Source organism: Desulfobacula sp. (assembly GCF_021107415.1).
Map to the genome: position 1 here is coordinate 25035 of NZ_JAIOSW010000344.1, position 13296 is coordinate 38330.

At 43.5% G+C, this 13296-nt stretch carries 12 protein-coding genes; all 12 read right to left on the reverse strand.

Annotated elements, in window-relative coordinates; translation table 11 throughout:
* Positions 1–6: 6 nt before the first annotated feature.
* The 12 genes from K8S13_RS17350 to K8S13_RS17405 all read right to left on the reverse strand — a co-directional run bounded on the left by K8S13_RS17350 (position 7) and on the right by K8S13_RS17405 (position 13292).
* Positions 7–642, reverse strand: coding sequence for a DUF4150 domain-containing protein (locus K8S13_RS17350; protein WP_291464463.1), 636 nt, complete (start codon positions 640–642; stop codon positions 7–9).
* Positions 642–1676, reverse strand: coding sequence for a hypothetical protein (locus K8S13_RS17355; RefSeq protein WP_291464464.1), 1035 nt, complete (start codon positions 1674–1676; stop codon positions 642–644). Before K8S13_RS17355 ends, K8S13_RS17350 begins: the two co-directional genes overlap by 1 nt.
* 96 nt (positions 1677–1772) lie before the next feature.
* A complete protein-coding gene (locus K8S13_RS17360; protein WP_291464465.1) occupies positions 1773–2798 on the reverse strand; it encodes a DUF2169 domain-containing protein in 1026 nt (341 codons plus the stop codon).
* A gap of 46 nt (positions 2799–2844) precedes the next feature.
* Complete coding sequence (locus K8S13_RS17365; RefSeq protein WP_291464466.1) at positions 2845–3369, reverse strand: DUF6484 domain-containing protein; 525 nt, start codon at positions 3367–3369, stop codon at positions 2845–2847.
* Between the two features lies 1 nt (position 3370).
* Positions 3371–5536, reverse strand: a complete 2166-nt coding sequence (locus tag K8S13_RS17370; RefSeq protein WP_291464468.1) for a type VI secretion system Vgr family protein — start codon at positions 5534–5536, stop codon at positions 3371–3373.
* Positions 5537–5625: 89 nt separating this feature from the next.
* Positions 5626–6411, reverse strand: coding sequence for a hypothetical protein (locus K8S13_RS17375; RefSeq protein WP_291464470.1), 786 nt, complete (start codon positions 6409–6411; stop codon positions 5626–5628).
* Positions 6412–6484: 73 nt separating this feature from the next.
* On the reverse strand, positions 6485–6730 hold the full coding sequence (locus tag K8S13_RS17380; RefSeq protein WP_291464472.1) for a putative adhesin: 246 nt from the start codon (positions 6728–6730) through the stop codon (positions 6485–6487).
* A gap of 45 nt (positions 6731–6775) precedes the next feature.
* Positions 6776–9424, reverse strand: a complete 2649-nt coding sequence (gene tssH, locus K8S13_RS17385; protein ID WP_291464473.1) for a type VI secretion system ATPase TssH — start codon at positions 9422–9424, stop codon at positions 6776–6778.
* A gap of 30 nt (positions 9425–9454) precedes the next feature.
* Positions 9455–10507, reverse strand: coding sequence for a type VI secretion system baseplate subunit TssG (tssG, locus tag K8S13_RS17390; protein ID WP_291464476.1), 1053 nt, complete (start codon positions 10505–10507; stop codon positions 9455–9457).
* Positions 10471–12273: a type VI secretion system baseplate subunit TssF gene (tssF, locus tag K8S13_RS17395; RefSeq protein ID WP_291464478.1), complete on the reverse strand. Its 1803-nt coding sequence runs from the start codon at positions 12271–12273 to the stop codon at positions 10471–10473. The genes tssG and tssF overlap by 37 nt, the downstream gene beginning before the upstream one ends.
* A gap of 23 nt (positions 12274–12296) precedes the next feature.
* Complete coding sequence (gene tssE, locus K8S13_RS17400) at positions 12297–12770, reverse strand: type VI secretion system baseplate subunit TssE (protein WP_291464480.1); 474 nt, start codon at positions 12768–12770, stop codon at positions 12297–12299.
* Positions 12771–12803: 33 nt separating this feature from the next.
* The gene (locus tag K8S13_RS17405) at positions 12804–13292 is read right to left on the reverse strand and encodes a type VI secretion system tube protein Hcp (RefSeq protein ID WP_291464482.1); all 489 of its coding nucleotides are present in this window, start codon (positions 13290–13292) and stop codon (positions 12804–12806) included.
* Positions 13293–13296 lie beyond the last annotated feature (4 nt).

Below are 13296 nucleotides of genomic sequence, written 5' to 3' on the forward strand. Positions count from 1 at the left end.
TTTCCTTTAGTTGGACTCATTGAAATCATCGTTCGGTGGAGAGCTTAATATTCGGTTTAAAACGTCTTTACCGGCAATTTTACTATCTTTGTAATCAATGGGACCATTTGATAGTTTCTTTTTCTTTTTCTTTTTCTCTTTATCAAGCTCTTTTTTGCCAAGATCCTTTTTGCCTTTCGCTCCTTCAGGCTTTTCAATGTCTATAGCCATAGAATCAATATATGGCCAAGGCGGCGTATTCCCTGGCATCGACATATGATTATGTGTCGTCAAATCCAAATGGCGCACCACATTCATTCCCTCAAACTTCACATTTATGGACCAGCTGTTGAAGTATACTTTACCCATGTTTGTGCTGGTGAGAACACCCTTCTTTGCCGCACTGCCCGCCTCATCTCCAGTGCTCTTTTTAAAATATGACTTATTCTTCTGCATCACTTCTTTTCCTGAAATTTTGACCTTTTTAGTGCCGGAAGTCATATCTTTGGCCATTCCTGTATTTGGATAGGGAATCGGCACTCCCGGGGGTGTGGTCGGATTTTCAGGGGGCGTAAAAGCGACATCAGGAAAGGCACAGATAGACTTACCATCTGCCGCCTTGCAGGATATTTCCCTCCCATTGGCAAACACATCATTTCCCATTAGGCACCTCCACTATTGCAAAATCGTAAAAACATAACAGCCCGCTGCCCATCATCATTACCAAAATGGCAGAGAACGCCTTTTCCCGGCGCATAGCCATTTTTTGCCGCAGCATTGGCTACGCCCAGGGCAATAGGAACAATGGCTGCACCCACTTCAGCCACACAGTCAGATGGAAGCCGGATATCAAATTCTTCTTTTCGTTTTCTTAAAGTCCGGGTCATGGCAAGGGCTGCCTCTTTAAATCCGTATTGTTCACCACTCGCATCTGTGATACGGTAGTCCAGATCATCAATTGTCATACCGGAATTTTTTGACGCTTCCCTGATAGCCTGTACAAGACCTTCAGCACGGAAAGGTTCACCGGAATCAATAAAAGCATCCTCTTTACCAAAACCGATTCCTTTAATATCCATATGTTCATCAAATTTTTGATTTCCGGGACATAAAATAACAGCAGCACCGGCTTCTCCCGGAATAAAACCGTCTGAATTATTTCCGGTTAGAAGTCTGTCTTTTTTTTCAAAAGCGGTCAAAGTCCCTGCAACTAAAAAGGAGTCTGCACCGGCAACAATGCAATAGGGTAATTGTGATTGATAAAATAAATCCATGGCCATTTTGACCGCTTTTACCCCCCCCACACGTCCCTGGGAAATTACTGCTGACCTTTCATGAAAACGAGTTTTCAACTCATCCTGCACTTCATCAAGCAGGTGATCATCAAGCTCTTCTGCTCTTCCCGGACGGTCTTTTTCAGCGATACAAAGCAAAAGCGGTATTCTTTCAAAATCCTCATTTTTTAATGCATTCATACATTCACGAATTGCCGGAGCAAAAAGACTTACAAGCTTTGCTCCACCGCGCCAGGATGGATCAAGCGGAACAGAACTGCCAATGATCCTATCCCCGCTATTGTCCATGAAGCGTGTTTCCTGAAAGTTATCAATTCCACACCGGATAGCAGCACAGCTTGAAGGGGCTGTCAGCCCGACACCTGTCACCATACCGGAAGCACAGATTGAAATACTTTGCAATTAAACCTCCTCCGACAATTTATGATTCTTCACCTTCATCTTCACCTTTTTCTTTTTCAAATAAAGGAAATGATATCTCTTTTTGGAAAACAATTTTTACCGGTCCTCTTTACTTTCGGCAATGAGCGCAAGTTCTACCTCAAGCATATTTTTTTTCAAGAAAAGTGATGCCCGCCATGTTAAGGTAAAGAATCCATTATCCGGTTCGATCATTATAGTATCGAGCATTGCCGGGATATCTTTTTTTTTATTATTTTTTAAAAAAAACGTTACCACCATACTTTTAGCAGGCAGCCTGAAAATCGTACGTCCTTCAGGAGTAAGATTAAGAAGGCCTACAACTTCACCCCCTTTGGGATAAGGCATTTGCTGATCCTCCGGGGCTGCCTGAAAATAAGCTTCGTTGAAATCAGCAGGCAAAAACGGAAAAAAATTGTCGACCCAGTTTTGATCATAGGTTCCGGCCAATGGGTACCTTGGCTGCCACCCACGGCCGACAGGCCCAAAGGACAGAGGCTCATATTTCCCGTTTGGTTTTGATACGGATTTTCCCGGTCTTTCCGTATTGGGCAGGGATTTGCCTTTTATAAACTCGGATTTAAGAAAACTATGAAATCCAAGGCCAACAGGATTTTGCATACAGGCTTCATGTTTCTTGGGATTCGTATGGTTAGAATCCACTCCGCCAAATGCCGTATCATATGAAAACGGCATTACTTCAAACCGCTGAGGCCTACCGGCTTTAAAAGACAATAGTCCGTTTTTCCAGACTCTGTGACCCACGACATTGAATGATTTGGAAATTGGCCCTATTTGCAGTGAAACAGGCACTTTAACGGCTGGTTTTCCTTTAGGAGCGTAAGCACTGCCGTTAAGCAATACATCACAAAAAGGCTTGTGCGGCGCATAATCACTTTCATGAAGCGGTGCTGAAATTCCAGGCTCCCCTGAAAATTCATCTGCTTCAAAAAGCGGAATCTGTTCTTTGGCAAGCACGGGCTCACTTCCATTTTTGGGGATAGTAAAGGTGCCCTTAACACAAACCACCAGCAGTTCACGACCATCATGGTTCATTCCCATTGTATAGCCCGCTTCCATGCCTGTTATGTGTTCTAATTTCATAAATATTCGATTCTATTATAGATATCTATTCATGGATGGAAACAGATTAATTTATCTGAACAGACCCACCCTTAATCCTGTTCACACCGCTTGAACGATTCAAAAGATAGGCTCCCCGTATAATCACCTTTCCGACCTTTGTAAGCGTAATGCTGGACTTTCCGCACTTTAACACAATCTCTTCTTTTGCATCAAAAAAAAGTCGTTTTCCCTCTAGGGTAACATCTTTGGGTTCTTCCACATCTAGGGTAAAATCAGAAGATTTCTTTAAAGTATCAGTGTCGGAGATATTGTCGATTAATGATGAGAGCATATCAATAATAATAGGTAATTTGGGATTATTATTTTCAAAAACAAGCAATATCTGCCATGAATTTTTTTTGGCAAGCTTGAGTGATTCAATATCTACAGAGCGGGTAAAGCGGGCAGGGATTGAGCCTCTGGTATTTCCCGGATAATCCACAAGTATGTTTCCGTTTTCATCAATATCAACAATTTGCCCCACACGAACGCCTTCATTTTTTTGTAAAATTTCAAATTCCTTGATATTATCTGCCAAAGGCATCGTCATATTAATTCCCCAGAATTTTCTTACCTTTTAATTTAATATTACCTGAACCTTTCAAGTTTATTTTTTTCCCCTTAATTGTTATATCACCGCTCTTCTTAAAGCTTATCGAAGCTTTCCCAATCTTGATGATAAGTTCATCCTTGATCTCAATAACCCCTTTTTTATTTCCGGAAATAATAATATCATCACCGGCACTTAAAGATATTTTCTTTCCGGATTGAATAGCGATATCCTTTGCTGCGGATTCAGATATACTTTTTGCAACCTTTACTGATTTATTTGCACCAATAGTTTCACCATAGTCTGATCCGATAGTAACCGCTTTTGCAGCACCAACCTCTTCAATCCTTGCTGCTCCAATGGTTTCAGTCATGGCCGCGCCCACAGTAACCTGGTAATCGCTACCAATAGTTTCAACCGTATTAACGGCGACTGTTTCAGTCTTATTTTTGCCAACGTCCAGGGTCATGTTTGCGCCAATGGTTTCCGAATGATTGGCACCTACCTGGATTGTCTTATTGGACCCGATAGTCTCTTTCTGGTCCACTCCGACACCCTTTGTACGGTTATTCCCCACGCTCATGGTTTCATCGCGACCAATGGTTTGATTTTTATCGTTTTCAATGGCAATTGTCCAGTCTTTCTGGCCATGAAGAAATATTTCCTCACTCCCCTTTTTGTCTTCGAAGCGGAATTCATTAGACCCTCCACCTCCCAGAGTTGAGTCTGATTTGATAGTGCTTTTCGTTTTTTCTGCAGGAAGCCCGTATGGCGGTCTGTTACTTCCGTGATAGACACGACCGGTGATAATGGGTCTGTCAGGATCACCTTCCTCAAATTCTACGATCACCTCCTGGCCGATACGGGGAATATACATGGCACCCCATCCTGCACCTGCCCATACCTGGGATACCCTGATCCAGCAGGAACTGTTTTCATCATTCTGTCCTTCACGATCCCAGTGAAACTGAACCTTCACCCGACCATGTTCATCCGTGTATATTTCTTCTCCCGAAGGCCCCACCACGATGGCTGTCTGAACGCCTTCAATAATCGGTTTAGGTGTACTGCGCACCGGTCTGAACGGGTCTTCATAGGGGATGCATGTAAAATGGTTTGAATATGAAAGTTCGGATTGTGATCCTGTTGAAGCTGAACTTGAAAAAGTTTCAGTGAGGTTTGCCTCATGTTCTATATGGGTGAGGGTATACTCTTTTTCATTCATATCCTCCCTGTAATAGTCCTGTAGCTCAAAACGGAAACCCGTTGCAAATGACCGGCAAGAGCTCATGCCTGTCATGGTGGTGATCCTTGCTTCCTCTTCTTCCATCCTTATATTGACAATATGATCGCCATGGCGTCTTAGTGTGAATTCCCCCGGATAATCATAAATCTCCCGTTCTCCCGGGCCAAGTGTGACCCTTGAATCCGCACTTACATTAAGATCCGTGTTGGGGGACTTAAAGTTAAAATCATTGAGCGTATACTTACCTGCACGGATCTCTTTCATAACTGCCAGGCTTAAAATAGCATCTCCCTCATCATTTCCCCCGCCTGTCAACTGGCATCTTACAGACTCCTGATTCGGACAGGGATGATGTTCAACCGGGGAGTCCGTAATGACCATGGTATGCTTTCTATCCTCATGCTCAAAAAAGTAGTAGATCCCCTCTGCTTCAAAAAGCCTTGAAATAAAATTAAAATCTGTTTCTCTGTATTGCACTGCATATTCAAGGGGTGGGTAGCTCCCAAGCAGTCTGAAACTGAAATCTGAAAAACCATGCTCCCCAAATATCTGTTCAACAATATCTGGAACAGAAAGTTCCTGGAAAATTCTGGAGTCGGCTGTCTTGGTCAAAAGCCAGAGCCACGGTACCATTGTAGCGGTATAAGATGACAATTCAGCCTCTTGCTTGCCTGTACCCTGGCTGAAACGGGAAACAATACCGTTAAAATAACGTTTTTCCTCGTCTGAAAGAGTGATTGAAATAGTAATGTTCCGGCCGATGATCTCCTGAAAATCAATAGAATTGTTTTCAGAGAATAATTCCAGCTCAAAGCTGAACAGAGATGATAAATCTTCATCTCCTGTGAATCCTGCAAGTATAAGTTCATCCTCTCCCAGAGGTGTACCAACACTGATGAGTCTGTTCTCTTGTGTAAACATAGCAAGGGTCTCTTTTTTTAAATAAAGTTAAAAAAAATAGTCTGCAACCATATTTGAAAATTTATATTCATCTTTTCTTATTGTTGACCTCAAGGTAAAAGTTGTTCAACCGAATCCCAGGCAGTTCCAAGTATTGAACCCAATGGTGAGGATGGCGGAGGACTGTTGGAATATGGGTCATACCCTCGAAGTATCGCAAAAGAAAGTCTTGCTGCCATCTGTCTCTGGGCTGGGAATATGGCTGTTTTGTACCCCCCCCATATATCACTCGGTTGACCTCGTAAATATCCTATATATAGCCTTCTTGCACTTTGAGGGATTCCTGTCAGGCTGTTAACGGCAGCTTCATAAAAAGTTTTGGCAGCATTGATCTGTTCACGGTAAAAAATTTTCATAGCATCATCCACGTCATTGAAATCAGCATGATCCGGAACTCTTATTGCAGTTGTGCGCCACGCTTCTGCCAATATGATTGCATGGTCTTTTTCTCTAGTAGAAATAGAATCAAACCCATTTGAAACTTCCGGGGTTGGTGCTCTTGAGCCAAGACCGGACCCACCTATTCTCCGATCCATCTGACTTATTCGCCAGGAGGCGCCTAGAAAATCCCTTGTTCCAAAATGTGCATTGGCTCCAAGGCTTGCGCGTTGTGAAAAATTCCGGGAGGCCCTGTTGAGTTCACCCCAACTAGCCACACAGGCTGTTTGCAAAAAGGTTGTGACATATATTGGATGGGAACCTGCAACAAATGAATAGCCACGCCTTATCAGACGTTCGAAATCTTCTCGTGTAGAGGCTCTGGAATGTAAAGACAGGCTATTGGTTGCATTATAAAAACGGATACAATTATTTGCAAGCCGTATCTCAATAGTCATTTTAGATTCACCCCTCCTTTCCCGGCGATTGTCTTATCCTGATTAAAGTCACTCTCTTTAAATTCCATTCATGTCAATGCGGCATAATATCATGATAATAGGCATATTGTTTTACCCTGCAGAAAAGACAGATAATATTTATATATCTTAATCCTTTTTTCATCAGGGTGCTGCATACGGTGCTGAGCTTTGATTCCTTGCTGAACCAGCGGTTCCTGATGGTAAGCATATCAAATGCCGGATCTGCCTGATTAACATAGGTTATGATTTTATCATAGGTCTCTTCATATTCCAAGGTTGGATCAGTTATTTTCATCATTTTCCACTCTTTTTTACTATTGCCATTAAATATCCCCCCGTTATTTTATGTTAACTGATATTTAAATACCTGGTCCTCAAGCGTCACCTCCACTTTCTCTATCCGCTCGCCCTTTGCCATCATTGAAAGCATCTCCCTGCTCATTTGGGGAAGCAGGGTATTGGTCAGGATATGGTCCACGTTCCTGGCTCCACTGTCCACCTCTGTACAGCGCTCGGCAATAGAATCTATGATTGCCTCATCATAGACAAACACAATCTCTCTGTTATCCGCCATTCTTTTTACAATTCTGTCAAGCTTGAGCCTGATGATGAGTTTCATATTGTCATCTGTAATGGGAAAATAGGGAATCACCTTCATACGTCCGAGAAAGGCGGGTTTAAAATGGGTCTGCAGATCAGGCCTGAGCATCTCGGCAAGCGGACCCGGCTCGGGTATTGTCTCTTTTTCCAAACATAGCTTCATAATCAAATCCGTACCCAGATTTGATGTGAGAATAATCAAAGTATTTTTAAAATCTATAACACGTCCTTCACCATCTTCCATCATGCCCTTATCAAAGACCTGGTAGAACATCTCTGTCACATCGGGATGTGCTTTCTCAATCTCATCCAGTAAAACAACACTGTAAGGCCTTCTCCTGACGGCCTCTGTCAGCACCCCTCCTTCACCATACCCCACATACCCCGGGGGAGATCCTTTGAGACTGGAAACAGTATGGGCTTCCTGGTATTCCGACATGTTAATGGTGATCATGTTCTGTTCACCCCCGTAAAGAAGCTCTGAAAGGGCAAGGGCCGTTTCGGTTTTTCCCACTCCGCTGGGCCCCACCAGCATGAACACACCGGTAGGTTTGGACGGATCATCAATGCCGGCATGGGCCGTCTGGATCACTTGCTCAATGGCTTCAAGCCCGTGATCCTGACCGATAATTCTCTTTTTGAGCCGATCACTTAAAGACAGCACCATATCTATCTCATCCGAGAGCATGCTGCCGGTAGGGATTCCTGTCCATCCTGAAACCACCGCAGAGATTGTATCCGAATCCACTGTAATATGGATAAGGGGTTCATCTTTCTGCCTTTTAACAAGCTCTGCTTCAAGGTCGATTAGTTTCGCCTGCCTGGGTTCAAGTTCTTCTATTGCTTCATCTCCCTTTGCATGAAGTTCCTGAATCTCATGGTACAGATCCCGGATTTCTCCGGCCACCTCCATTTCTTTTTCCCACTGCCCGGTCAATTTGGAAAAAAGTTCCTGGACAACTTCTCTTTCTTCTATAATGGCAGTGATTCTATCCCCATGTTCTTTCCCAAGGGCTGTTTCCTTTTCCAGAATGACAAGCTCACGGTTCAACTGATCAATTTGCCGGGATGCATCCTCAACGGCAGGAGGATTTGTGGTCAGTCCAATAGCAATCCTTGCACAGGCCGTATCAAGTACGCTCACCGCCTTATCAGGAAGCTGCCTGCCGGAAATATACCTGGAGGATAAGTGAACCGTCTCTTTCAGCGCTTCATCCGTTATCATCACATTATGGTGTTTTTCAAGAAAAGGAGCAATGGCACGCATCATTACCAAAGCCTTTGCCTCATCAGGTTCCTCAATTTTCACCACTTGGAACCTTCTTGCCATTGCTGCATCCTTTTCAAAATATTTTTTATATTCTGCCCAGGTGGTCGCTGCAATGGTCCGAAGCTCTCCCCTTGCAAGAGCTGGTTTCAAAAGATTTGCAGCATCTCCTGATCCGGCGGCTCCCCCTGCCCCGATAAGGGTATGGGCCTCATCAATAAAAAGGACGATCGGAACAGGAGACGCTTTCACCTCATTGATTACCGATTTTAACCTGTCTTCAAATTCACCTTTAATCCCTGCCCCTGCCTGGAGAAGTCCTAAATCAAGGGTATGAATGGCAACGTTCCTCAGCACAGGCGGAACATCTTCCTGTACTATTCTCAAAGCAAAGCCCTCAACGACTGCTGTTTTCCCAACCCCTGCCTCACCGGTAAGAATGGGATTGTTCTGCCGGCGCCGGATCAAAATGTCCACCATCTGGCGTATCTCAAAATCCCGTCCCAAAACAGGATCTATCTCACCATTTCTGGCCTTTTCCGTGAGATTGATCGTATACTGGGCAAGGGACGGACCTGCTGCAGAGGCCTTTTGCATGTCTTTCGCCTCTTCAGGAGAACTGCTCAGTTGAGAGGCCTCTTCCTCCTCTTCAATGGAACCTGATGTTAAATCCATAAAAGAATCTTTTAAGGTTTCAACAGAAATTTTTTCAAAAAGAGAAGAACTGGAATAAAGCCCTCTTGCCGATTCCTGGCTGGATAAAAGAGCAAAAAGAATATGACCGGACCGAACAGCAGACACTGAAAAATCAATGGATGCGGAAAGCCAGGCTTCCTTGATCATCTGGGGAATTCTGGGAGAAAGGGCAGGCGTTCGTGCATTCCCTGTTTTAAATTTTCCAATTGCATCTGTAAGATCGGAGATAAGATGGGATTCATTTATTTCAAAATAGCCTATTATTTTGTGGAAATCCGTATTCTGAATATCAAGGAGTTTTAAGAAAAAATGCTCCAATTCCACATCATAATGGGTGTTGGACAGACACAGACCGGCAGCTGACTCCAAACTCTTTCGGCAGGCAGTGTTCAATTTACCAATGAGAGATTTAAGGTTTGATATAGACATTTTGGCTCCTTTTAGAATTTAGGATTAAGGTTATTTCTGGGTTGATATTTTCAACTGCTGTAGATCAACCTCCTGAAAAGTAATATATTGATCCTCCTGAAAATTATATCCTGAAGTTGACATCCAGGTGGTCCATCCCAGGAAAGTCTTGCCCGGGCCTTCCTCACCGAGAACACACATGGGTACCTCCTTTTTTTTCAGGAATACTCTGATTTCAAACTCAAATTCTATTCCCACCATATACCTGATCAGGGAAAAAACCGGGAGGAGCAGATCTCCCACCGGCATGAGCCTCATATATTTCTGATAGCCCACAGGACCGAGGTTTACCCTGAATTTGGTCTGGCACTCCTTAACCGTGGTTCCGCAAATGGCATCACTTCCAAGGGTTGCATTGGCGGCACCAAGACTCGTAAAGTCATCTTCCTCCAGAAAAACATCACGCTGCACAAACTGGTCCACCGTGGTCTGTGATCCTGAAAAATACTCAATGGCCGCTTCTATACTTGCTGCCGATGCCATAGGCAGGGAAAGAAGGCCACTGTAAAAAGTAAGGGATTCCCTTGGAAGGCCCAGCATTCCTACCATTCCAGATGTTCCAAGTCCTGCCAGACTGATAACATATCTGGAAAGGCGGTCTCCGGCCCCTGGCCGATAATTCTCAGGAAACCTTGGTTTTTTCCAGGCAAGATAAAAAAGGGATATCAGTCTATGATGAAAAATATTGAGAAACTCAACAAATGTATGATCCTTTTTCTTTTCTCTTTCTATTGCAAGCTCATTGTACCAGTTGGGAAGAAGACCGGAAGGACCGATAAGCCCCATAAATGCCACTTCCATCTCTGCTTGCCCTTTGTCGGTGCTCTCCCTTAAGTCTGAAATGTCACTTGCCGGAAAGACAAATCCCGGTTTAACTGAAAAACGGACAGGCTCCTTTCCAGGCTCCAGGGTTTTACCCAGCCTTTTTTTGTCCGGGGCAAATTTTTCCAGAAGCTCCACAGCTTTAAAAAACGAAAATTCATAGAATGCATCATAGAGTTTCGTTTCTATACCAATATCTGATTGCCGCTTCTTGGGGGCCACCTCTTTAACTCCTCCTTTTTCTGAATGGTTTTCAAAACAAGCTGGGAAAATGAATTAACCGAAACATATTGGGCAAGAAATCTCTCTAAAACAGAGGCAAATAAATAAAGTCCGGACCCTACAAATTTATCCTCATCCAGGGTAATGGTAATCTCTACTCCCCGACAAAAAGATTCTTTGATTCGTTTTGTAACATGACGGGATTTCAATGAAACAATCCCGCTGATCTGTTGCTTTGTGGATGTTGAATTTTCAAAATCATAGAGTTTCAAAATTTCTTTTAAAGCGTCCTCTCCTCCTTCTACGATGGAGATATAATTAAGGGAGAGGTGGGAAATAAGCCGCCACTGAAGTGCGCCTCCAAGAAAGGGCCGCCGTGTTGAGGAGGGCTTGATCATACACAAAATTTTTTCTATCGGTGCCGCAAGCTCCATGGTAAAATCTCCTTTGGCAGCCCCAAAAGGCAGTCTGGCAGGAAGATCTCTGTTTGTACAGGTCAGGTGAATCGTCAGAATATCAGTCGCAGGGTCTGCAGGATTCATATTCAGATCTGAAAAAGAAAGATATATTTCCGTACCTTTGTCACCCTGTCTGCCTGAAGGCCGACGCTGAATATGCCAGAAAACTCTGTCCCCTTTTGAATCATCATCTGAAAGATGGTGGCGAATGGAGTAAAAAGGCCTGTACTCCTTAACGGTCTCCCCGGAAACCGATGCCGCCTTGACCTGATCAACCGTATAAACTTCAGTGGCATTTCTTCGTCTTAAATCAGGAATCACCCGGTATTCGGTTTTTTGTTGTCCCACTCTCACAGGTTCAGCGATTTTCTTATAAAGGTTTACTGCCGGAGCTGCATTGAGTTGAAATGTATCCTGATTGACAACAATATCCTCTTTTAAAGTTTTGTTAAGGTGTATTTTAATGGTAAGAGATGTACCGATTTTTCTAGATTTCAATTTCTCAAACCCGGTTAAATCAAAAAACAGAAATTTTTCAGGAAAGGTGAAATACTCAAAAAGGAGAAGATATCCTGGAAAAGATCTTTTTGAATAGGGAAGCATTTTCTCGTGGGGTTCAAATCCCACAGGACTGATGCAGCCAGGGTCAAGGCGGATTGCTTCCATATGTCCCTTTTGACTGGTAAAAAAAAATTCCACCTGGCAGACATTGTTGAAAATAAGTTCATACAGATTAAATACGTGCTGATGCGGACCATTGAGAAAAAAGCGCAGGTGTTTACAGGGGATTTTCTCAAAATCAATATCGTTGAACGTATCAAGTTCCATTACAATTGTCTGTACCGCTTCTTTAACCGTTGGGCTCGGGTGGTCAAGAAAGGCAGATTGAACCTTAACCGGCCAGATAAATACGGGCCGGCAAAGACTGAATCTGCAGGGTACACCCTTTACGGGTTTGGAAAAAAGGGGGATACCCTCCTCAATTTCAAATCCTTTTTCCGTGATGCTCTTTTCTATGGGATCAAACCGTAACATGGTCATTGAGGGGATGGGATTATTATAATGGGGATAGGTAATACTTAAAAGTGATTCCGTGATTTCAGGAAAATCATCATCAATTTTTTTATGTATTCTGCCACTGATAAAGGCAAATGCTTCTATCATCCTTTCTGTGTGCGGATCTTCACACTTATCCGGTTCCAGAAGAAGCCGCCCTGCAATTTTGGGATATTTTGCTGCAAACTCCGCACCCATCTCCCGGACAAAGGTTAGTTCACGCTCGTAATAATTTAATAATCTGTCATCCATGGCAACGATTCTTACATTCTTTTTTATTTTGAGATTATGTACCGCCCCCGGTTAAGGTCAAAAAAAGTATCAAAAGAGACCGGCTCAACCAGAGGCTCCACAACCAATACTCCTGAGATTCTGAAAAACAACTGTCGTTTTCTTTTGTTCTCAGTCTCAAGTCGAACAATTGCTTTTTTCAGGCGAGGTTCAAACATGGAAATGGCTTTCTCAATTTCCATACATAATTTTTGCCTTACCAGTATGCTTCCGGGATTTTCAACGGTGGAATCCCTGAGCCCGTATCTGATAAGAGATCCTTTAAGTCGGTTAAAGGTAACAGGCAGTGCGATGGGGCTGCACCGCGTATTGAGAAGATTCTCCACATCCCTGACAACACTTTCCAATATCTGTCGTTCCGATACAATACGATACCGGACAGGCTCGGAACTCAGTTTGGGTTCCGTATCTATAAGCCTGTCCAGTATCGATGCTGTCAGGTTAAACTGATCCTTCATATTATGCTTACATCAACCGATCATTAATAAGGATCAAAGAAATTTATTCGCTTCAAGGTCCCAGCCACCCTCGGTATTCCCGGCACCGGCACCCCCTTTTCGGGACTGCTTGGTATATGTCTGATTGATCTTGCCATAATTTAATGTAATGGATTCATTGACATCTCCACCGCCACCGCCGCCAACGCTTACAGAACTTATGATGACATTTGATAATTTATACTCCATATATAGTAATTTTTCGCCGCCGGCCCTGCACAGCTCAAGTGTTACTTCGTCTATGTGGTCTCCTTTGGCGCAAGCCTTCATCAGAAGCGGAGAAGCACTGTCCATTATTTTTACAAAACTCAAGTCCTGGAAATCCGCTCTCTGGGAACCACCTCCTCCGGAAGATGATGCTGTTGCAGACGCCTGCTGGGACACTCCCCAGTTAAATGACAATACCTCGATCCAATCCTTGTGTTTGTCATCTGTACTCTCGCCTTTAATTCCATCAAATTTTAAAAAATTGTCTGCTGCCATTTTT

Bases quoted from the DNA above. Each gene is read 5' to 3' on its own strand.
- K8S13_RS17350 (WP_291464463.1), bottom strand. From the start codon at position 642: ATGGGAAATGATGTGTTTGCCAATGGGAGGGAAATATCCTGCAAGGCG.
- K8S13_RS17360 (WP_291464465.1), bottom strand. From the start codon at position 2,798: ATGAAATTAGAACACATAACAGGCATGGAAGCGGGCTATACAATGGGA.
- K8S13_RS17365 (WP_291464466.1), bottom strand. From the start codon at position 3,369: ATGACGATGCCTTTGGCAGATAATATCAAGGAATTTGAAATTTTACAA.
- K8S13_RS17370 (WP_291464468.1), bottom strand. From the start codon at position 5,536: ATGTTTACACAAGAGAACAGACTCATCAGTGTTGGTACACCTCTGGGA.
- K8S13_RS17375 (WP_291464470.1), bottom strand. From the start codon at position 6,411: ATGACTATTGAGATACGGCTTGCAAATAATTGTATCCGTTTTTATAAT.
- K8S13_RS17380 (WP_291464472.1), bottom strand. From the start codon at position 6,730: ATGATGAAAATAACTGATCCAACCTTGGAATATGAAGAGACCTATGAT.
- tssH (WP_291464473.1), bottom strand. From the start codon at position 9,424: ATGTCTATATCAAACCTTAAATCTCTCATTGGTAAATTGAACACTGCC.
- tssF (WP_291464478.1), bottom strand. From the start codon at position 12,273: ATGGATGACAGATTATTAAATTATTACGAGCGTGAACTAACCTTTGTC.
- tssE (WP_291464480.1), bottom strand. From the start codon at position 12,770: ATGAAGGATCAGTTTAACCTGACAGCATCGATACTGGACAGGCTTATA.
- K8S13_RS17405 (WP_291464482.1), bottom strand. From the start codon at position 13,292: ATGGCAGCAGACAATTTTTTAAAATTTGATGGAATTAAAGGCGAGAGT.